At 71.0% G+C, this 19,195-nt stretch carries 14 protein-coding genes; 9 read left to right on the plus strand and 5 right to left on the minus strand.

All coding sequences use genetic code 11. The features are described 5' to 3' along the window. Positions 1-79 precede the first annotated feature (79 nt). The 5 genes from AB0A65_RS19590 to AB0A65_RS19610 all read left to right on the plus strand — a co-directional run bounded on the left by AB0A65_RS19590 (position 80) and on the right by AB0A65_RS19610 (position 7,486). Positions 80-1,435, plus strand: a complete 1,356-nt coding sequence (locus AB0A65_RS19590; protein ID WP_359953022.1) for an extracellular solute-binding protein — start codon at positions 80-82, stop codon at positions 1,433-1,435. Then, the gene (locus tag AB0A65_RS19595; protein ID WP_359953024.1) at positions 1,432-2,361 is read left to right on the plus strand and encodes a sugar ABC transporter permease; all 930 of its coding nucleotides are present in this window, start codon (positions 1,432-1,434) and stop codon (positions 2,359-2,361) included. Before AB0A65_RS19590 ends, AB0A65_RS19595 begins: the two co-directional genes overlap by 4 nt. A 2-nt stretch (positions 2,362-2,363) precedes the next feature. Continuing rightward, positions 2,364-3,224 (plus strand): carbohydrate ABC transporter permease, encoded by an 861-nt coding sequence (locus AB0A65_RS19600; protein WP_359953026.1) that lies wholly within the window; start codon positions 2,364-2,366, stop codon positions 3,222-3,224. Between the two features lie 3 nt (positions 3,225-3,227). Continuing rightward, the gene (locus AB0A65_RS19605) at positions 3,228-5,306 is read left to right on the plus strand and encodes a glycoside hydrolase family 2 TIM barrel-domain containing protein (RefSeq protein ID WP_359953028.1); all 2,079 of its coding nucleotides are present in this window, start codon (positions 3,228-3,230) and stop codon (positions 5,304-5,306) included. A 143-nt stretch (positions 5,307-5,449) separates the two neighbouring features. Continuing rightward, positions 5,450-7,486, plus strand: a complete 2,037-nt coding sequence (locus tag AB0A65_RS19610; RefSeq protein ID WP_359953029.1) for a beta-galactosidase — start codon at positions 5,450-5,452, stop codon at positions 7,484-7,486. 54 nt (positions 7,487-7,540) lie between these two features. Here AB0A65_RS19610 and AB0A65_RS19615 read toward each other — a convergent pair whose 3' ends face one another. The 5 genes from AB0A65_RS19615 to AB0A65_RS19635 form a co-directional block, all read right to left on the minus strand. Next, a complete protein-coding gene (locus AB0A65_RS19615) occupies positions 7,541-10,864 on the minus strand; it encodes a discoidin domain-containing protein (RefSeq protein ID WP_359953031.1) in 3,324 nt (1,107 codons plus the stop codon). A gap of 291 nt (positions 10,865-11,155) precedes the next feature. After that, entirely contained in the window at positions 11,156-13,228 is a 2,073-nt protein-coding gene (locus AB0A65_RS19620; RefSeq protein WP_359953033.1) for a hypothetical protein, read from the minus strand. Continuing rightward, the gene (locus AB0A65_RS19625; protein WP_359953035.1) at positions 13,225-13,977 is read right to left on the minus strand and encodes a hypothetical protein; all 753 of its coding nucleotides are present in this window, start codon (positions 13,975-13,977) and stop codon (positions 13,225-13,227) included. The genes AB0A65_RS19620 and AB0A65_RS19625 overlap by 4 nt, the downstream gene beginning before the upstream one ends. A gap of 1 nt (position 13,978) precedes the next feature. Continuing rightward, positions 13,979-14,302: a hypothetical protein gene (locus tag AB0A65_RS19630; RefSeq protein ID WP_359953036.1), complete on the minus strand. Its 324-nt coding sequence runs from the start codon at positions 14,300-14,302 to the stop codon at positions 13,979-13,981. Between the two features lie 297 nt (positions 14,303-14,599). Then, entirely contained in the window at positions 14,600-15,229 is a 630-nt protein-coding gene (locus tag AB0A65_RS19635) for a TetR/AcrR family transcriptional regulator C-terminal domain-containing protein (RefSeq protein ID WP_359953037.1), read from the minus strand. Positions 15,230-15,322: 93 nt separating this feature from the next. Between AB0A65_RS19635 and AB0A65_RS19640 the strand changes: the two genes are divergently transcribed. The 4 genes from AB0A65_RS19640 to AB0A65_RS19655 all read left to right on the plus strand — a co-directional run bounded on the left by AB0A65_RS19640 (position 15,323) and on the right by AB0A65_RS19655 (position 19,117). Then, on the plus strand, positions 15,323-15,787 hold the full coding sequence (locus tag AB0A65_RS19640) for a hypothetical protein (RefSeq protein ID WP_359953038.1): 465 nt from the start codon (positions 15,323-15,325) through the stop codon (positions 15,785-15,787). A gap of 10 nt (positions 15,788-15,797) precedes the next feature. Continuing rightward, entirely contained in the window at positions 15,798-16,583 is a 786-nt protein-coding gene (locus AB0A65_RS19645) for a protein phosphatase 2C domain-containing protein (protein WP_359953040.1), read from the plus strand. A gap of 25 nt (positions 16,584-16,608) precedes the next feature. Then, entirely contained in the window at positions 16,609-17,613 is a 1,005-nt protein-coding gene (locus AB0A65_RS19650; protein WP_359953041.1) for a LacI family DNA-binding transcriptional regulator, read from the plus strand. A 244-nt stretch (positions 17,614-17,857) separates the two neighbouring features. After that, a complete protein-coding gene (locus AB0A65_RS19655; protein WP_359953043.1) occupies positions 17,858-19,117 on the plus strand; it encodes an ABC transporter substrate-binding protein in 1,260 nt (419 codons plus the stop codon). Positions 19,118-19,195 lie beyond the last annotated feature (78 nt).

Raw genomic sequence — 19,195 nt, forward strand, 5'->3', positions numbered from 1 at the left:
GCCCATCCTACCGTTTGCAACGTCGGCAAAGGGGTGCTAGGTTTTGCACACGTTGGAAAATCACACAAGGGAGTGTTCCATGCAACGCCATCTCCTCCGGCGACGCGCCCTGCTCGCGTCCGCCGGGCTCGCCGCCGCGGCCCCCGCCCTCGCCGCCTGCGGACCCGACATCGCCTCCGACGAGGACGCCGGCGCGTCACACCTCCTCAAGGCCCCCGACCGCACCGAAGGCGAGATCACCATCTGGGACCGCTCCGGCGACCTCTTCGAGGTCTTCGAGGGCGTCATCGCCGACTTCAACGCCAAGTACCCCGACATCAAGGTCAACCACGTCGCCGTCGACATCGACGCGAAACTCCAGAACACCCTCATCACCGGCGCCGACGTGCCCGACGGCGTCTTCCTCGACGACGCCAAGGTCGGCGGCTTCACCGACTACCTGTGGGACCTCGGCGACGTGCTCGCCCCTTACGCCGCCGATATCGCCCCGCAGAAGCTCGACGTCAACACCGTCGGAGGCGGCGTCTACGGCGTCCCCTTCGACCTCGACCCGGGCCTGCTGTTCTACAACGCGACCGCCCTCGAAGCCGCCGGGATCGACGTCGACGCCATCGCGACCTACGACGACCTGCTCCAGGCCGCCCGCGACTACCAGGCCGCCGTCCCCGGCTCCGCCCCGATCCACCTGGAGCAGTCCGCGTTCCTCGGCCAGCTCCAGTTGGAGATGTACGCGAGCCAGCTCGGCACCTCCATCGCCGACGCCGACGGGAACCTGCGCCTCGACACCCCCGAGTTCGAGCGCATCCTCACGTTCCTCGACACCGTGCGGCAGGAGGGCCTCGGCACCCGCGCCGAGTACCTGACGCCCACCGACATCGCCGAACTCGACAACGGCAACCAGGTGTTCTACCCCTGGGCCATCTGGTTCTCCTTCGCGCCGCAGCAGGTCCTCACCGAGACCGCGGGGGACTGGCGCGCCACCCAGCTCCCCGCCTGGGACGCGGGCGGCGCCCGCTCCGGCGCCATGGGCGGCTCCTCCTTCGTCCTCCCCAAGGACGGGAAGAACGCCGACCTCGCCTGGCTGTTCTACGAGTTCCTCATGTTCGACGAGGCCGGCTACACCGCCGTGTGGGGCCCCGGCGACGTCTACCCCGAGGGCCTCGCCACCTCCATCCCCAGCTACACGCCCGCCGCCGACCCCGCCAAGCCCCTCTACAGCGGGATCACCGCCCTCGGCGGCCAGGACCTGTGGACCGTCGCCACCGAGGCCGGGGCCCAGATCCCCGGCGGCACGCCCACGCCCGCCTGGTGGACCGGCGCCGTCGACTACCTCGGCAACGACGTGCAGCGGATGCTCGACGGCGACATGACGCCCCAAGAGGTCCTCGCGCAGGCCAGCGAGGACATCCAGACGAACCTGGTCGACCGCCAGTGACGGCGATCCCCAGTGGCACGGCCACCGCACCCGCGACCCGGCGCGCCCCTCGCGCCGGGCGCGGCCCGCGCCTGCGGCGCCGCCTCGCGCCGTACCTCTTCGTCCTGCCGTTCGTCGCGGTCTTCGCCGCGTTCAGCGTCTACCCGCTGTTCTTCACCGCCCGCCTGTCCTTCACCGACTGGCGCGGCACCGGCGCCGCCACCTGGGTCGGCTGGGACAACTACACGTACCTGCTCACCAACCCCGCGTTCTGGTCCTCCCTCGGGAACTCCGCGGTCCTGTGGCTGCTCATCGTCCCCGTCCAGATGGCCCTCGGCGTCCTCGTGGCCGTCCTGCTCAACAACGCGAAGCTGCGGCTCCGCGGCCTCTACCGGGTCGCCTTCATCGTCCCGTTCGTGACCCCGCTCGTGGCCGTCGCCCAGATCTGGGTGGTCCTGTTCGACCAGCGCTACGGCGCCGTCAACGCGTTCCTCGGCCTCTTCGGACTCCCCGACACCGGCTGGCTCACCACCAGCGCGTGGGCCAAGCCGACCCTCGCGCTCCTGTTCCTGTGGAAGACCACCGGGTTCATCGTCATCATCCTGCTCTCGGGCCTCCAGTCGATCAACGCCTCGATCTACGAGGCCGCCGACCTCGACGGCGCCTCGAAGGCCCGCCAGCTGTGGAGCATCACCGTGCCGCTCCTGCGGCGCACCATCGGGTTCGCCGTGGTCCTCCAGACCCTCGCGGTGTTCCAGATGTTCGCCGAGCCGTTCGTGGTCACCCAGGGCGGGCCGTACAACTCCACCACCACCGCGGGCTACTACCTCTACAACCACATCACCCGGGCGGACCTCGGCACCGGCGCGGCGAACTCGTTCCTCCTGGTCGTCCTCGTCATGGCGCTGTCGCTCCTGTTCGTCCGCCTGCTGCGAGCGAAGGACTGACGATGGCCGCCAACCCAGAACGCACCCGGCCCCACGTCGGCTCGCACCTGCTCCTGACGCTCCTCGGCATCGCGTTCCTGTTCCCCGTGGGCTGGGCGCTCCTGTCCGCGTTCAAACCCGCCGACGACATCGTCAGGTCCCCGCTGACCTTCGACTTCTCCACGTTCAACTTCGACAACTACACCGCGATGTTCCAGGACGTCCCCATCGGGCAGGGCTTCGTCAACACCGCCGTCGTGCTGCTCTTCAAGGGCGCGGCCACGATGCTCCTCGCCCCGCTCGCGGCCTTCGCGTTCGCGAAGTACCAGTGGATCGGCAAGAACCTCGTCTTCGGCGCCGTCCTCATCACGCTCATGCTCCCCACGATCGTCCTCATCATCCCGCTGCTGCTGGAGATGAAGGAGCTCGGCTGGGTGAACACCTACCAGGCGCTCATCCTCCCCGGCGCGGTCGACGCCTTCGCGATCTTCTGGATGCGGCAGGTCATCAGCGCCGTCCCCGACGAGCTCCTGGACGCCGCCCGCGTCGACGGCTGCGGCGAGTTCGCCATCTTCTGGCGCGTCGTCGTCCCCGTCATCCGCCCCGGCCTCGCCGGACTCGCGGTCCTCACCGTCATGAACATCTACAACGACTTCGTCTGGCCCGTGGTGGCCGCGAGCTCCGAGCGCATGGCGACCCTCCAGGTCGTGCTCTCCACCCTCGCGCAGAACATCACCGGCAACCGCATCGGCGCCGACTACGCCACGGTCACAGGCGAACTGCTCGCGGCGAGTTCCGTCGCACTCGTCCCGCTGCTGGTGCTGTTCATCCTGCTCCAGCGGCACTTCATCAACGGCATCCTCGCCGGCAGCGTGAAAGGCTGACGCATGACCCTCCCACCCGAGACGCCGCGCCCGGAGTACCCCCGCCCCGACCGGGACCGCTCCGCGCGCTGGCAGAACCTCAACGGCGCCTGGGACTTCGCCGCCGACGGCTACGAAGGCCCGATCACGGTCCCGTTCGCGTGGGAGAGCCGTGCCTCGGGGGTGCGGCGGACCTGGCTCGAACGCGGGACCTACCGCCGCACCGTCACCGCCCCCGCCGAGTGGGCCGGGTCGCGGGTCGTGCTCAGCTTCGGGGCCGTCCACCACCGCGCGGTCGTGCGCCTGGACGGCACGGTGGTCGGGGAGCACACCGGCGGCTACGAGTCCTTCGAGTTCGACGTCACCGACGCCCTCGCTCCCGGCGTCCCGGCCCTCCTCGAAGTGGACGTCGAGGCGCCCGCGGACAAGCGCGCCATCGCCCACGGTAAGCAGCGGTCCCTCCCGCGCGACGACTACGACGGCGTCTCGTTCACGCCCACCTCCGGCATCTGGCAGACCGTGTGGCTCGAAGCCCGCGGCCGCACCAACGCCGCCTCCGTGGTCCTGCGCGGCGACAGCCTCACCGGCATCGACGTCACCGCCGTCCTCGCGGGCGACGCCCCCGCCGGAGCCGCGGTTACCGCCAGCGCCGACGGCGAGACGGTCCACCTGACCGCCGACGCCGACGGCGTCGCCAAGGGCCGCATCGAGATCCGCGAGCCCCGCCTCTGGAGCCCCGCCGACCCGCACCTGTACCGCGTCGAGGTCCGCACGGGTGAAGGGGACGCGGCCGACCACGTCACCGCCACCACCGGCCTGCGCCACTTCGAGACCCGCGGCGAGGAACTGCACCTCAACGGCGAGCGGATCTACATGCGCGGCGTCCTCGACCAGGGCTACTGGCCCGACACCGGCCTCACCGCCCCCGACGCCGCCGCGCTCCTGCACGACATCGAACTCGCCCGCGGCCTCGGCTACAACCTCGTGCGCAAGCACCTCAAGTTCGAGGAGCCCCTGTGGCTCCACGAGGCCGACCGCACCGGGATGCTCGTGTGGGCCGAGCCCGCCTGCCCGAGCCGCTTCTCGCCGGAGGCCGCCGCCGCGTTCGAGGCCCAGCTGCCCGCCATGGTCGAGCGCGACGGCAACCACCCGTCGATCGTCATCTGGGGCCTGTACAACGAGGAGTGGGGCCTCGACTGGGACATCCCCGGCAGCCCCGCCCGTGCCGAGGCCGCCGTCCACGCCTACGAGCGCCTCCGCGAGCTCGACGCGACCCGCCCGATCGTGGAGAACTCCGGCTGGTCCCACGTGCGCACCGACCTCCTCGACTGGCACTACTACGAGCCGAGCATCGCCGGGTGGAAGGACGCCGTCGCGCGCCTCGCCTCCGGCGAGCAGGAGGACTTCCCGGTCCGCCTCGGCCCCGACTTCATCGTGGACAAGTCCCTGTACGCCGACTCCTCGTTCCCCCGCGCGGGCGTGCCGATCGTCAACAGCGAGTACGGCGAGGGCTTCACCAGCCTTGAACGGGCCTGGCACCTGCGCTGGGAGACCCAGGAGCTGCGCCGCCACGACCGGTTCGCCGGGTACGTGTACACCGAGTTCGCCGACGTCGAGCACGAGGCCGCGGGCCTCCTCGACGCCGACCGGCGGCCCAAGGACTGGGGCGGTGCCGTCCCCGCCGACGTCAACGCCGACACCGTGCTGGTCCTCGACCTGCTGCCGCTCGCCGCGGGCGCCGACATCGAGCCGCCCGCCGCGCCGTTCGCGCTCGACGTGCACGTCTCGCACCACGGCCCCGACGCCGCCTCCGGCACGGTCCAGGCCGCGTGGGTCCCCGCCGGGACCCCCGTCGGCACCGCGGTCCCGCAGGCCCAGGCGGCCACCGACCCGGTCAAGGCCGAGCCGTTCCGCCTCTCTACCGCCGTCCGGCTCACCGTCCCGGCCCACGCGGGCCCCGGCCGCCTCCTCGTCTGGCTCGCCGACGACGAGGGCCGCACCCTCGCCCGCGCCCACCTCGACGCCGCCGAGACCGAGCCCCCGAACCGCCGCGGCGCCCGCCCCGGCGAATTCACGGACGCCCCGGTCCCCGGCCTCGCCTGACCCGCCCGGCCGGCGTCCCGATCGCGGGACGCCGGCCCGGTCCGGACCCTGGGAAAGCGTTGACACCCGGCCGCTCGCGACCTAGCTTGTACAGGCAAGGTTGTACCGGTAAAGCAGAGACCAGGCTCAAGGAGCACCCACCCGTGAATCGACCGATCGTCCGCCACGCGCCCATCGTCGCGAGCGTCCCCCACCTCCTGCATGGCGGCGACTACAACCCCGATCAGTGGCTCCCCACCAAGGAGACCACCTGGAAGGAGGACATGCGGCTGGCCCGCCTCGCCGGGATCAACACCCTCTCCGTCGGCATCTTCTCCTGGGCCGCGCTGGAGCCCGAGGAGGGCCGCTACGAGTTCGGCTGGCTCGACGAGATCCTCGACCTCATGGCCGAGAACGACATCACCGCCGTGCTCGCCACCCCCACCGGCGCCCGCCCCGGCTGGATGAGCCACGAGTACCCCGAGGTGCTGCGCGTCAACAGGGACCGCAGCAAGAACCTCCACGGCGGCCGCCACAACCACTGCCTCACCTCGCCGGTCTACCGCGAGAAGACCACCGCGATCAACACCGCCCTCGCCGAGCGGTACAAGGACCACCCGGCGCTCGGCGTGTGGCACCTCTCCAACGAGTACGGCGGCGAGTGCCACTGCGACCTGTGCCAGGAGCGCTTCCGCACCTACCTCCAGGGCCGCTTCGAGTCCCTGGACGAGCTGAACCAGGCGTGGTGGACCGGCTTCTGGGCCAAGACCTACACCCAGTGGTCGCACATCGAGTCCCCGTCCGAGCACGGGCGCGGCGAGCAGGACATCCACGGCCTCAACCTGGAGTGGATGCGGTTCACCACCGAGCAGTTCGTGGACTTCTACCTCCACGAGACCGCCCCGCTGAAGGCCATCACCCCCGACGTGCCGCGCACGACGAACCTCATGGGCACCTACCCGGGCATCGACTACTACCGCCTCGCGCAGGTCCTCGACGTCGTCTCCTGGGACTCCTACCCCGAGTGGACCGGCACCGACAAGGACGCCGCCAAGGGCGCCCGCGCCTCCTTCCTCCACGACCTGACGCGCGGCCTCAAGGGCAAGCCGTTCATGCTCATGGAGTCCTCGCCGTCGGCCACGAACTGGCGCCCCGTCGCCAAGCTCCACCGCCCCGGCGTCCACCTGCTCCAGTCGCTCCAGGCCGTCGCGCACGGCTCGGACACCGTGCAGTACTTCCAGTTCCGCAAGGGCCGCGGCGGCTCCGAGAAGTTCCACGGCGCCGTCGTGGACCACGAGGGCACCGAGAAGACCCGCGTCTTCCAGGACGTGGCCGAGGTCGGCGCCCGCCTCGCGGCGCTCGACGGCGTGGTCGGCACCGACACGCCCGCCGACGTCGCGGTGGTCTACGACTGGCACCTGCGCTGGGCCCTGGAGGACCAGAAGGGGATGCTCCAGGAGCGGACCGCCTACGAGCGCACCGTGATCGACCACTACCGGGCGTTCTGGGAGCGCGGCGTCCCCACCGACGTCATCGACTCCTCGCTCATCGCCGCGCCCGGATACCTCGACCGCTACAAGGTCCTCGTCGCCCCGATGCTGTACATGCTGCGCCCGGGCGTGCCCGAGGCGATCGACGCGTTCGTGCAGCGCGGCGGCACGTTCGTCGCCACGTACGCGACGGGCTACGTGGACGAGCACGACCGCACGTTCCTCGGCGGCTTCCCCGGCCCGCTCCGCGAGACGCTCGGCGTGTGGGCCGAGGAGATCGACGCCCTGTACCCCGAGGACCGCAACGCGATCGAGTGGAGCGGCCAGTCCTACGAGGCCGTGGAGCTGTGCGAGCTGGTCCACGCCGAGACCGCCGAGACGTTGGGCGCGTACGGCTCCGACTTCTACGCGGGCCGCCCGGCCCTGACGGTGAACCGCCGCGGCGAGGGCAAGGCGTACTTCATCGCCGCCCGCACCGGGGACGACTTCCTTGCGGACTTCTACGGCGGCCTCATCGCCGAGTCCGGTGTGGAGCGCGCCCTCGACGCGGACCTCCCCGCGGGCGTCACCGCGCAGGTCCGCACCGACGGGACCACGGACTACGTGTTCGTGCTCAACTTCACCCCGGAGGCGGTCACGGTGCAGGCCGGCGGCGAGACCCTGGAACTCGCCCCGTTCGGCAACGCGGTCGTGGAGCGCCCGCGCGCCTAGCGACACGCTGAAGGGCCCCGCCGAGTCGCCCCGGCGGGGCCCTTTTTCATTCCCCTAGTTGATGATCAGCTCGAACGTCGTCGTGTTGTTCCTGATGTCCTCGTGGTTCCCGCTCAGTTCGAGGCCGTTGAAGACCGCCTCGCCGACCGCCGGGCCCTGGCCGGGCTCGGGCATCTCGTTGACCCAGATGCCGATGCCGGACTTGGACTGGAACTCGTCCCCGCTGAGCTGCGCGCCCGTGACCGAGACGTCGGTGAAGACCGTGTCCGCGACCGGGAACTCCGGCTGGCTGCCGGTGTACTTGGTCTGGAACATGATCCCCGAGTACGTCGGGTCCACGATGTCCACATCGCTCACCCGGATGCCCTGGAACACCTTGGACGCCGAGAACACCCAGATCCCCGGGAACGTCTGCTGCCCCCAGAAGTGGCCGCCCGCGCGGACCACCGAGATGTTCTCGAAGTCCGTGGTCGGGCTCGCTCCGAACCCGTCCATCGGGTACCCGAAGTCCAGCGAGCTGATCGTGATCCCCGAGTACACGAGCGTGTCGGCGATGTGGATGTCGCGGAAGGTGTTCCCGGTCCCGCCGTAGACCGCGAGGCCCGCGGCCCGCCACGTCAGGATCGAGGTCAGGTTCTCGTAGACGTTCCCCGACTGGAGGCCGCCGCCGGAGTCCGTGGCGGCGAACAGCGCGAAGCTGTCGTCGCCCGAGGCCCGGGACTCGACGTTCTGCACCAGGTTGTCGGTGCTGCCGTTCGTCATGTTGATCGCGTCCGCGAACAGGTTGCGCGTCCTGGAGTCCGTGATCTGGATGCCGTCCATGTTGGAGCCCCAGAACATGCACACCTGGTGCTCGGTCCACGTGTCGTCGATCGTCATGTCGGAGACGTTCTGCCAGTCGAAGACCTTGCCCGGCCCGTCGATGCGGCTGGTGTAGTTCCCGAAGTACGCGAACCCGGAGAACACGGAGCCGTTCGCGGTGGCCTCGGCGCGGAAGCCCACATCGGTGTTCTCCTGGTTCTCCGGAGCGTAGAAGCGCGTGTACCAGGGCCCGGCGCCGATCACTTCGACGGCCTTGCCGTACACCTGGAACTTCTGCGCGGTCGCGTAGTCGCCCGCGGGCAGGTACACGCCGTCGAGGCTCCCGGTGGTGTCCATGCGCACCTGGTCGAGCGCGTTCTGGACGGCCTGGTGCGTGAAACCGGAGGGCTCGACGTACCGGGCCGGGTCCGGGTTCCCCTGCGGCGCCACCTCTTCGAGGCTGATGAAGTCGATCGCGTAGTAGGCCGCGGTGTTCGCCGCGTCCTTCTGCAACCGGATCGTGGACCCGGCCGGGATGAGGTCGTCGAGCAGCACGTTGGCCTCGTCGTAGATGTGCCTGGCCGGACCGGAGCTCGGCGAGTTGTTCGGGCTCGCCTCGGCCCCGTACAGCCACGCGTACTTGGAGGTCAGTTCGACCGGCTGCACAAACTGGCCGTTCACGTACAGGTTCAGCGTCGAGTCGATGCCCCCGCCGCCCGCGGCGTCGGGGATCGCGAACCGCGTCACCAGCGTGTTCGTGTCCGTGGTGGTGGTGAACTGGACGTACTCGCCGGTCCCGTCGAGGACCACGGCCTGGCGGCCGCTCGCCTCGCCCGCGAGGTCGCCGATCTTCCGGTTGGGGCTGAGGATCTGCGCGCCCCCGCCCGGGGTCGCGTGCTCGGCCTCGTCCAGTGTGTACGGCATGTCCGCGCCGCGCCCGACGGACAGAGTCCGGCTCGTGGTGTTATTGCCCTGCTTCACTTCATGCTCGTTGCCGTCCACGGCCACCACGACCTCGACGGTGTACTGGCCGTCCACCGCGGTCCACGAGCCCAGGTCGATCGACCCGGTGCTCGCGCCCGCCGCGATGACGCCGCCGTGCGAGCCCGTGAAGGTCCGCACGACCGCGCCCGTGTCGCTGTTAATGAGCTTCAGCGTGACGCCGTGCGCGCCGCTCGCCGAAGCCAGGCTGCCCTGGTTCTGGATCACCACGCCGAAGTCGACGGTGTCGCCCGCGGACGGACTGCTCGGCGTCCACGTGACCGCGGAGGCCACCAGGTCCGACGTCGCGATGGCGCTGACCGCCAACGGGTTCGCGTGCGTGTACTCGTTGTTCGCCTCGTCGCTCTCCACCACGGTCCCGTTCGGGTCCGCCGCGGCGCCCACCTCGTGGTCGCCCGCGGTCAGCGAGCCGATCGGAATGCTCACCGTCTGGCCCGCACCCGCCGCGAGGCTCGCGACCGCCGCACTGCCGACGACCTCGCCGTCCACGGTCAGGTCCACGGCGCTCGCGGGGGAGGACACCTCGCCGGTGTTCTCGACGCGGGCCGAGAGGGTCACCGCGTCGGTCTCGCTCGGCGCGGCCGGGCTCCACGACATGGAGGTGACGGCCAGGTCCGCGGCGGGCGCGGCCTCGCCGAACACCTGGAACTCGGCGACCTGCCCGTTCGGGGCGCCCGTGTTCCCGGTGAACTGCAACCGGATCTCGCCGTACGTGCCCGAGACGGGGACGCTGACCGTGTTGCCCGAGGCCGGATCGAACGCGTACGCCGCCGACGCCTTGACCTGTGTGAAGTCACCGCCCGCGGCGTCGCGTGCGAGCACCGAGAACGTCTGCGTCCTCGCACCCCACACCGGATCGGGGTTGAGCTTCACCACGACGCGGTCGAGCTCGGCGTTGATCCCGAGCGAGACGGTGAGCGTGCTCGGGTAGACCCCGTTCGCGCCCTCCCAGTACGTGGTCACGTCCCCGTCGTTGGCGTTGGCCGCCGCGAAGGTGTGCACTGTGGAGGAGGCGGTGATCGGCTTGTGGACCGCCAGTTCGCCGGTCTGCGAGGGGGCGCCGGACTGGCCGTACACCTCGAACTCGCTGATCTGCGCGGCGGGCCAGCCGGTGTTGGCGGTGACCACGAGCCTGACGTACCGCACGTCGGCGGCGTCGAGGTCGATGCTCACCGTGTTGCCGCTGCCGGGATCGAACGTGTACCCCTGCGCGGCGGCGAGGGTGGTGAAGCCCGACCCGTCGGCGCTGCCGCGCACTTCGATCGTCTGGGTCCGGGTCTGCCATGACGGGAGCGAGGGCAGGTCGAGGACCACCTCGGTCACGTCGGCGGCGGAGCCCAGGTCCACCTGGATCCACTGCGGGAAGGCGCCGTTGGCGCTCTCCCAGTAGGTGCCCTGGTTGCCGTCGGCGGCGTTGGCGGCCGTGTAGCCCTGCGTCTGGCTGCTGGCGGTCATCGTCCTTCCCGCCGCCAGGTTGTCGCCGCCGGCGGCCTGCACGGCCGCGGCGGGGACGAGCGCTGCCGTCACGGCGACGACCGCAGTCGCCGCCGCGATGGCGAGGCGCGTGAGTTTCATGATGACTCCTTGTTCGGGGGAGGCGCGTTCCCGATCCATTTCGGGCGCTTTCCGGGCACCACTCAGTGGATCGACAAGCGTCGATCTCTTAGGGAGTTTGGAGGTATGAAGTGGCTGGGAGAGATAGGTTTAGCGCTATACCTAAGTGGTGATTCTAATCCCGGCAAATTACGCTTGTCAATACGTCGCTCCCGTCGGTCCCCATGGGAGCGATGGGCAGAAATAAAGACCGGGTCCCGGGGCCGCCTGCACGGTGGCGGTTCCGGGACCCGGCCTGCTAATGCGCGGGTGCTACGCGAAGGGGTCGTCGTCCTCGTCCTCCGGGCCGCCGCCCCACGTGTCCTCTTCCTCGGCGAGCCAGTACTTCATCTCGTGGTCCTGGTCGTCGCCGGGCCCGCGGCCGCTGGGGCCGCCGCCGCCCATCATGCCGCCGTGGGCGCCCGCCGCACCGGCGCCCTTGCCGCCGGCCGCACCGGCCGCGCCCGCGGCGCCGGCGCCCATGCCGCCCCGCAGACCGGAGCCGCCCGCGCCCGTGCCGCCGACACCGCCGCCGCGCAGGCCCGAGCCGCCGGAGGAGCCGCCGAGGCCGCCGCCGCCCTTGAGGCCCGAGCCGCCGCCGAGGGAGCCCGGCTTGGTGCCGCCGAGCCCGCCGCCGGGCTTGTTCGCGCCGGGGCCGGAGTTGCGGATCGAGGTGTAGCCGGGGATCTTGCCCGGCTTGGTGGTGCCCGTCGTCCCGGGCCGGTTCAGGTTGCTGCCGCCGGGCTTGCCCGTGGGCGGGCGCAGGCTGGTGGGCACCAGGTTGCTCCCGCCGCCGCCGTACCCGCCGCCCAGGCCGCCGCCGGGGTTGCCGCCGGTGAGGCCGCCGGTGCTCCCGATGCCCCCGGGCGGGGAGCCGATGCCGCCGCTGCCGCCCCCGGCGAGACCGCCGGTGACGTCGTCGGGGTCGATGCCGGGCGGCGGGCTGTAGGACCCGTTGCCGCCCGTGCCGTCGAGGCCGCTGCCGCCGCTGATGCCGCCGGGAGGGGCGCCCGTGCCGCCGTAGCTCCCGAGGTTGTCGGGGTCCTGGCTGGAGTCGAACGGGTTGTCGTCGTTGATGCCCTGGAGGTCGCTGGTGCTGCCGTTGTAGCCGCCGGGCGGGTTCCCGGAGCCGTTGATCGGGTTGCCGTTCGCGTCCAGGCCGTTCCCGTTGAGCCCGTTGCCGCTCCCGGGCCCGCCGGGCGTGTCGGTGAGCTTGGTGAGGTCGGTCGGGCCGGTCTGGCCGTTGAGGCCGGAGGTGTCGACGTCGGGCATCCCGCCCGGGCCGCCGCCGTCGTCCAGGCCCTCGGGGCCGGGGAAGTCGGTGTCCGGGCCCTCGTTGAACGTGGTCGGCTCACCGGCCTTGGAGTCCGGTTCGATCTCGGTGACCTGGGCCTCGACGTTGCTGTGCCGCTCGGTCACCTCCTCGTTGACGCGCGCGGCCTCCTCGTCGAGCTGGCTGGCGCCCTGGGTGCCCAGCGAGTCGAGCCGCTGCGACGAGTACTCGTCCGCTTTGGACTCGGCGAGGGCCTGGCCCTTGAGCCCGCCCTCCTCGTAGTCGGGGTTGGAGGTGACGTACTCGTTCCACATGTCGTACGTCTGCTGGCGGCCTTCGCTGACCTCGTCCACGATCTGCGGGTCGAACCCGGCCAGCTCCAGGGCCGCCTTGGTCTCGTCGTTCGCGCGGATCTCGCAGTTGCGGAAGAACGGGGGGCGGATGTGGATGCGGTGGGAGCCGCAGCTGGTGCCCTCCATGTAGAACTTCGGCGCGGGGTAGACGCACGCGGTGCCGCCCTGCTGGTCGAAGATTTCCGACTGCTTGGTGTCGAGCACCTTGACGACGCCGTCGGCGCCGTCCTCGCCGCCGATGTCGTTCCCGATGGTCTTGCAGTTCTTGAGGACGGTCTCGACCTGCTCCTCGAACGCGTCGAAGTCCTCGCCCTTCCAGCCCGAGGACAGGGTGGTGAGGCCCTGCTCCAGCTTGGGGCCGACGGTGCGGAAGTCCTCGAAGAAGTCCTTCCAGGCGTCGCGGATGGTGTCGAGCGCGTAGTCGGCCTCGGGCTGGGGCCGGAGGGACTTCACCATGCTCTGGATCGTCTGGCCCTCGGGGAGCATCATGGTCCCCTCGCGGGCCGCGCGGAGGTTGTTGATCTGGGACGCCTGCGGCACCGCCGACATCAGCTTGACCCAGGCCGCCTCGGCGGGCTCCTCCACTTTGCACGTGCAGTCGCCGGTCTCGCAGGAGGGCTTGACCAGCAGGCTGTTCTGCGCAGTGGTGAACTGCGAGCCCGACTGGCCCTCCTCGATGTCCCCGTAGTCTTCCTTCTCGATGTCGGCTGCTCCGGTCATCGGCCCGCCTCGCTCTCGGCTCGCTGGAGGATCTCGGTCTGTATCTGGGTGAGGTGCTCGCCGGTGACCCAGGCGACGAGCGATTCGGTGGTGAAGGGGTACACGGCCATCGCCTCGGCGCTGGAGTCCGGGTAGAACTCGGGCGCCGACTCGTAGGCGCCCGCGCCCGGGTCGTGCAGGTAGTCCACGGACAGGTAGACGACCCAGTCGCCCTTGCGCCCGTACACGTCCAGGTAGGTCCGGTTCTCGGTCTCGGCGGTGATGGCGAGGCTCTCGTCCCACTCCCCGGCGAGCTCGCCCTCGGTCTCGCCGGTGTAGGTGATCCCGGCGAGGTTCTCGCGGCGCTGGGCGACCCGGTCGGCGAAGTTCGCCGTGGCCTCGGCCTCGTCGTTCCAGGGGGCGAGTCCGCCGCGGATGGCGGCGTCGCCGGTCGAGGAGTACTCGAACGTGCCCTGGACGTCCTCGAACGTGGCGAGGTCGAACAGGCCGGCGCACCCGGCGGCCTCGGCGTCGACGCCCTCCCCGATGGCGTCGCTCTGGAGTTCGCCGTCGACGGCGGTGACGCCCAGTTGCGCCTGGAGGTCGGCGAAGTCGCCGAAGACCTCGCATCCGAGCCAGTCGCCCATGACGGCGTACGACCCGCTCGGCTGCTCTGCTTCTGTGGTGTCGCCCGTGCCGGTGGCTGAGCACCCGGCGAGGGCGAGGGCGGCGATGGCGGCGGCCGCGCCGCGCGTCCGTCGCGACGGCACGCTAGAGCTCGTTCTCGTAGTTGTTCATGTCGGCCACGACGGCGTCGTCGCTCTCGTCCGACAGGTCCACGGAGTCCTGGAGGGTCTCCATCATGCCGCTCAGGGAGACGCGCAGGTTCTGGAGGTTCTCCCAAGTGGTGGAGTGGAAGGTCTCGTAGTTGGTGCGGGCGGTCGCCGAGGCGTCGAGCTGGCCGAAGGCGGGGAGCCGGCCGAGGACCTGGCCCTTCTTGAGCCGCGGGATGATGTCGTCGAGGTGGTCGAGCTGCTCCTGGATCAAGTCCTTGTACTCCTGGAGCGCTTCAGTATCGAGGGTTCTCTCAGCCATGGGGCCACCGATCTGTGCAGGTCCGAAAGGGCATGAATACCGAGTATTTGATTACAGTTGTCCACCATACTGATCGATTGCCACCCGGACGGGGCCGGGGCGGAGAGCGTTCTCTCAGTCCGGGCCCGTCGCGCCGTGCTCCGGGCGCGGGCGGGACCGGAAAGGTTGGCAGGCCAATATTATGCAGTCTTTTCGGAAGTATGGGACCGGCGGGCCCTGAAGTCAACGAGGGCGATCATTCGCACACGACCCGGTTACGGGAACGTCATCGCGGATTCACGGGAGAGCGCTGTCTGTTCACCCCTCCGCGGCGCCCGCGAAGCCGCTGAGGAGCGCCGACAGTGCGAAGTCGAAGCGCCCGTTCAAGTCCGCGGCGCCCTCCTGCACGGCCGCGGCGAGCAGCGGGAACGACCCGGCGTCGACCGCGTTCGGCCCCAGCGGGTCTGAACCCGCGCCCGCGTTGACGGCGGCCTCGCCGATCGCCAGGCCCGTGATCGCGTGGATCATCCGCAGGCCCCGGGCGGGGGAGAAGCCCGCCTCCCGCAACGTGTCCAAGGTCGCCTCGACCGTCGCCATCGTCCGCGCCGTCAGTGCCGGGCGGACCGCCAGGAGCGGCACCACCTCGGGGTGCGCGAGCAGCGTGCGCCGCAACGCCATCGCGTACTCCCGCAGCGTCTCCTGCCAGGTCGCGCCCGCGGGCAGGGCCTCGACGGCGCGCTCCACGACCCGCTCCACGAGCCCGTCGAGCAGGGCGTCCTTGTTCGGCACGTAGTGGTAGACCGACATCGCCTCGATGCCCAGTTCCGCGGCGAGCCTGCGCATCGTCAAGGCGCCCAGGCCGTCCCGCTCGACCAGGCCGAGCGCGGCCTCCAGCACCCGCTCGCGGCTCAGGCCCGCGCGCTGCCCCCGAGTCCGCTTCGCGCCCATGTGGCCCCCATCGCGTTGACGATTCTTACGTTGTAAGTCTAGCATTGCCCGCAGAAAACTTACATTGTAAGAATCGAGCCTCCGGGAGGAACCATGACCACCGCGAACACCACCGCAATCCGCACTGCCGACCCGCGCATGGGCCAAGTGCGCCAAGCGCTCTGGATCGGCCTCGCGCTCCAGCTCGCCCTCGCCGCCCTGCCCCTGCTCGACCTCGCCACCCTCGACACGATCACCGCCCACGTCCGGACGGCCTACCCCGACTGGAGCGCCGGGGACGTCGCGCTCGACCGGAACGCCATCACCTGGTCCCTCGTGGGCCTGGGCGTCCTCGGCGCGGTCGGCTGGCTCATCGCGCTCCTGCGGGCCCGCCGCGGCGCCCCGCGGGTCACCGCGACCGTCCTCTTCACACTCGGGCTTGTGACCTCGCTGACGCTCCTCGGCACGGGCGGCGAGAACTACGACCAGATCGTGCCGCTCGGCTACGGCCTCCTCGGCCTCCTGCCGGTCCTCGCCGGGCTCGCGGCTCTCGTCTCGGTGTGGCGGACGGCCCGATAGGCTGGCGGCCATGATCGTGGCCGGAGCCGAGTCGCGCCCGGGTTCGGCGGCGCCGAACGAGGACCTGCTCCTCGTCGCCGACACCTGGGCGCTCGTGCTGGACGGCATCACCCGCTACCCCGACGACGGCTGCGTCCACGACGTCCCCTGGTACACCGCCGCGCTCGCCGAGGCCGTCGCCGTCCAGATGGCGGGCCCCGCCCGCCCGCTCGCCGACGTCCTCGCCGCCGCCATCGACGCGGTGAACGCCCGGCACGCCCCCACCTGCGACCTCGCCAACCCCGTCACCCCCGGCGCCACCGCCGCCCTCGTCCGCTCGGGCCCCGACGCGCTCGAATGGCTCGTCCTCGGCGACTGCGCGATCACCTGGACCGACCGGGACGGCAAGTGCCGCACCGAGACCGACGACCGGCTCGCCTCCGTCCCGAGCGCCCCCGCCGTCGACCTCGCCGGGGTCCGGCGCTGGCCCGTCGACCACGTCGCCCGCTTCCGCAACCGCGACGGCGGCTTCTGGGTCGCCGCCGCCGATCCCGGGGCCGCCGCCGAAGCCCGCACCGGCACCGCCGAGGGGATCGGCGACCTCCTGCTCTGCACCGACGGCCTGACCCGCCTCACCGAGCGCTACGGGTACGCCTGGCCGGACCTCATGGGCCTCGCCGCCCGCGAGGGCGCCGGCGCCCTCCTCGACCTCGTGCGCGACTGCGAGGCCCGCGACCAGAGCCCGAACACGAAGCGCCACGACGACGCCACCGCCGTCCTCCTCCGCTTTTCCGACCACCCGTTTGCATCGTTGTAGAATCGCCACCGACTGAGGAGGTGCCATGGCGGTGACCCTGCGCGACGTCGCGGAACTCGCGGGCGTGTCGTTCAAGACGGTCTCGAACGTCGTCAACGGCTACCCCCACATCCGGCCCGCGACCCGCGAGAAGGTCGAGCGCGCGATCGCCGAGCTCGGCTACCAGCCCAACCTCAGCGCCCGCAGTCTGCGCTCGGGCCGCACCGACACGATCGCGCTGGCCGTCCCCGAGCTCAACCTGAGCTACTTCGCCGAGCTCGCCAGCTTCGTCATCGCCGCCGCAGAAGAAGCGGGCCTGGTGACGCTCGTGGAGCAGACCGGCGGCGACCGCGACCGCGAGCTGGCGCTCCTCCAGAGCCCCCGCCTCAACCGCACCGACGGCCTCATCCTCTCCCCGCTCGGGCTCGGCGCCGAGGACGCCGCCGCGCTGGCCGGCCCGCTGCCCGTCGTCATGCTCGGCGAGCGCACCTTCGAGTGGCCCTGCGACCACGTGACCATGCAGAACGTGGCGGCCGCCCGCGCCGCCACCGAGCACCTGATCGACTCCGGGCGCCGCCGGATCGCCGTCATCGGCGAGAACGAGGCCGAGGTCATGGGCTCGGCCCGGCTGCGCCTGCGCGGCTACCGCGAGGCGCTGGCCGCCAAGGGGATCGAGTACGACGAGCGGCTCGTGGCCCGCGCGACCCTGTGGCACCGGGCGGACGGCGCGCACGCCATGCACGACCTGCTCGACCGCGGCGTCGAGTTCGACGCGGTCTTCGGCTTCAACGACACCCTGGCCCTCGGCGCGATGCGCGTGCTCCAGGAGGCGGGCCTTCGCATCCCGCAGGACGTGGCGGTCCTCGGCTTCGACGACCTGGACGAGGCCGCTTACGCGATCCCCTCGCTCACCACCGTCGACCCCGGCCGCGAGTGGATCGCCCGCACCGCGGTCGCCACGCTGCTCGCCCGCATCAGCGCCGACGGCGCCGACGCCGCGCCGCAGACGCGCGCCGCCGAATTCGCGGTCGTGGCGCGCGAGTCCGCCTGATCCGGCCCCCGAATCCGGTTTACAACGTTGTAGAAGCGCCGCCCGGGTTTAGCCTGATCTGGTGTATTCGCAGGTGGCCGCCATGATCACGAAACGGGAAAGAATCGCGCCCATCGGCCGCGCGGCGTTGACATCCGGAGGAGGATGTTCCTACGATCCTGAAGTTACAACGTTGTAGAACGAAGGTCTCCGGCGTTGGACCACGCGCAGACAGCGCAGTCTCGCTTTGAGAGGGAACTCCGAAATGACACGCAAGCGAATCCTCGCGGGGGCCGTCGGCGCGGCGCTCGCCATCACCGCCACGGCGGCCTGCTCCGGCGGGGGCGACGACGGCGGGCCCGTCGAGCTGACCTTCTGGCACGGCTACACCGAGGCCGACGGCGACGTCCTCCAGGGCATCGTGGACGACTTCAACGCCGCCCACGACGACGTCGAGATCAAGACCGAACTCAAGACCTGGGCCAGCATCGACGACACCCTCCTGACGGCCCTGTCCGCCGGCGAGGGCCCCGACATCGTCGCCATGCCCGCCGAGCGCCTCCCCGTCTACGCCGACAAGGGCGCGTTCGCCGAACTCGACGACTTCTACGCCGACGAGTCCAGCAACACCGCGAACCTCAACCCCGGCGCGGTCGACATGGAGACCGTCGACGGGACCAAGTACGGCGTGCCCACCGGCTTCGTGCCGCTCGCCGTCTACTACAACCAGGCGCTCTTCGACGCCGCCGGCGTCACCGAGTTCCCGCAGACGTGGGACGAGTGGGTCGCCACCTCGAAGCAGCTCACCGTGGACGAGAACTCCGACGGCACGCCCGAGCAGTACGGGGTGGTCCTGCCCGACCACGCCACGGTCGCGAACGGCCTGTGGCCCTCCCTGTTCTACGGCAACGGCGGCGGCATCGCCGAGGACGGCAAGGCCGTCGTCGACTCGCCCGAGAACGCCGAGACCCTGGAGTTCTGGAGCAACGCGATCGTCGCCGACCAGATCTCGCCCACCGGCATCGACGGCGTCGGCGCCGACGAGCTGTTCAGCGGCGGCAAGGCCGCGATGACCGTGGGCGGCCCCTGGATGGCCTCCATCGCCACCGAGAACAACATCGACTACGGCATCGCCGCGCTCCCGGCCGGGCCCCAGGCCCAGGCCGCGTCCGCGATCGGCGTCTCCATGGCCGTCACCGTCGACACCTCCAGCGCCGAGCAGGAAGCCGCGGAGGAGTTCTTCTCCTTCTTCCTGAACGACGAGAACTCGGTCGCCTGGTCGCTGGGCTCCGGCTGGCCGCCGCTGCGCACCGACATCCCCGCCGAGGCCGTCGCCGAGAACCCGGTCGTCGCCTCGCTCACCGAGATCGCGGGCACCGGACAGCCGCTCCTGCCGGGCGTCGTCAACACCACCGACGTGCTCAGCGCGGTCGACGAGCTGACCCAGCAGGCGGTCGCGGGCGGCGACATCGACGCCCTGCTCGCCGAGGCCCAGACGAAGGTCCAGGAAGCGCTCGACGAATAGCGGACCGGGCGGGGGGGCCGGCCCCCCGCGGCCGCCCCCCCCCCCCCCCCCCCCCCCACCCCCGGGGGACCCCATGCC

The organism is Glycomyces sp. NPDC047010 (genome assembly GCF_040644205.1).
In the GTDB taxonomy this organism is placed as follows: domain Bacteria; phylum Actinomycetota; class Actinomycetes; order Mycobacteriales; family Micromonosporaceae; genus Glycomyces.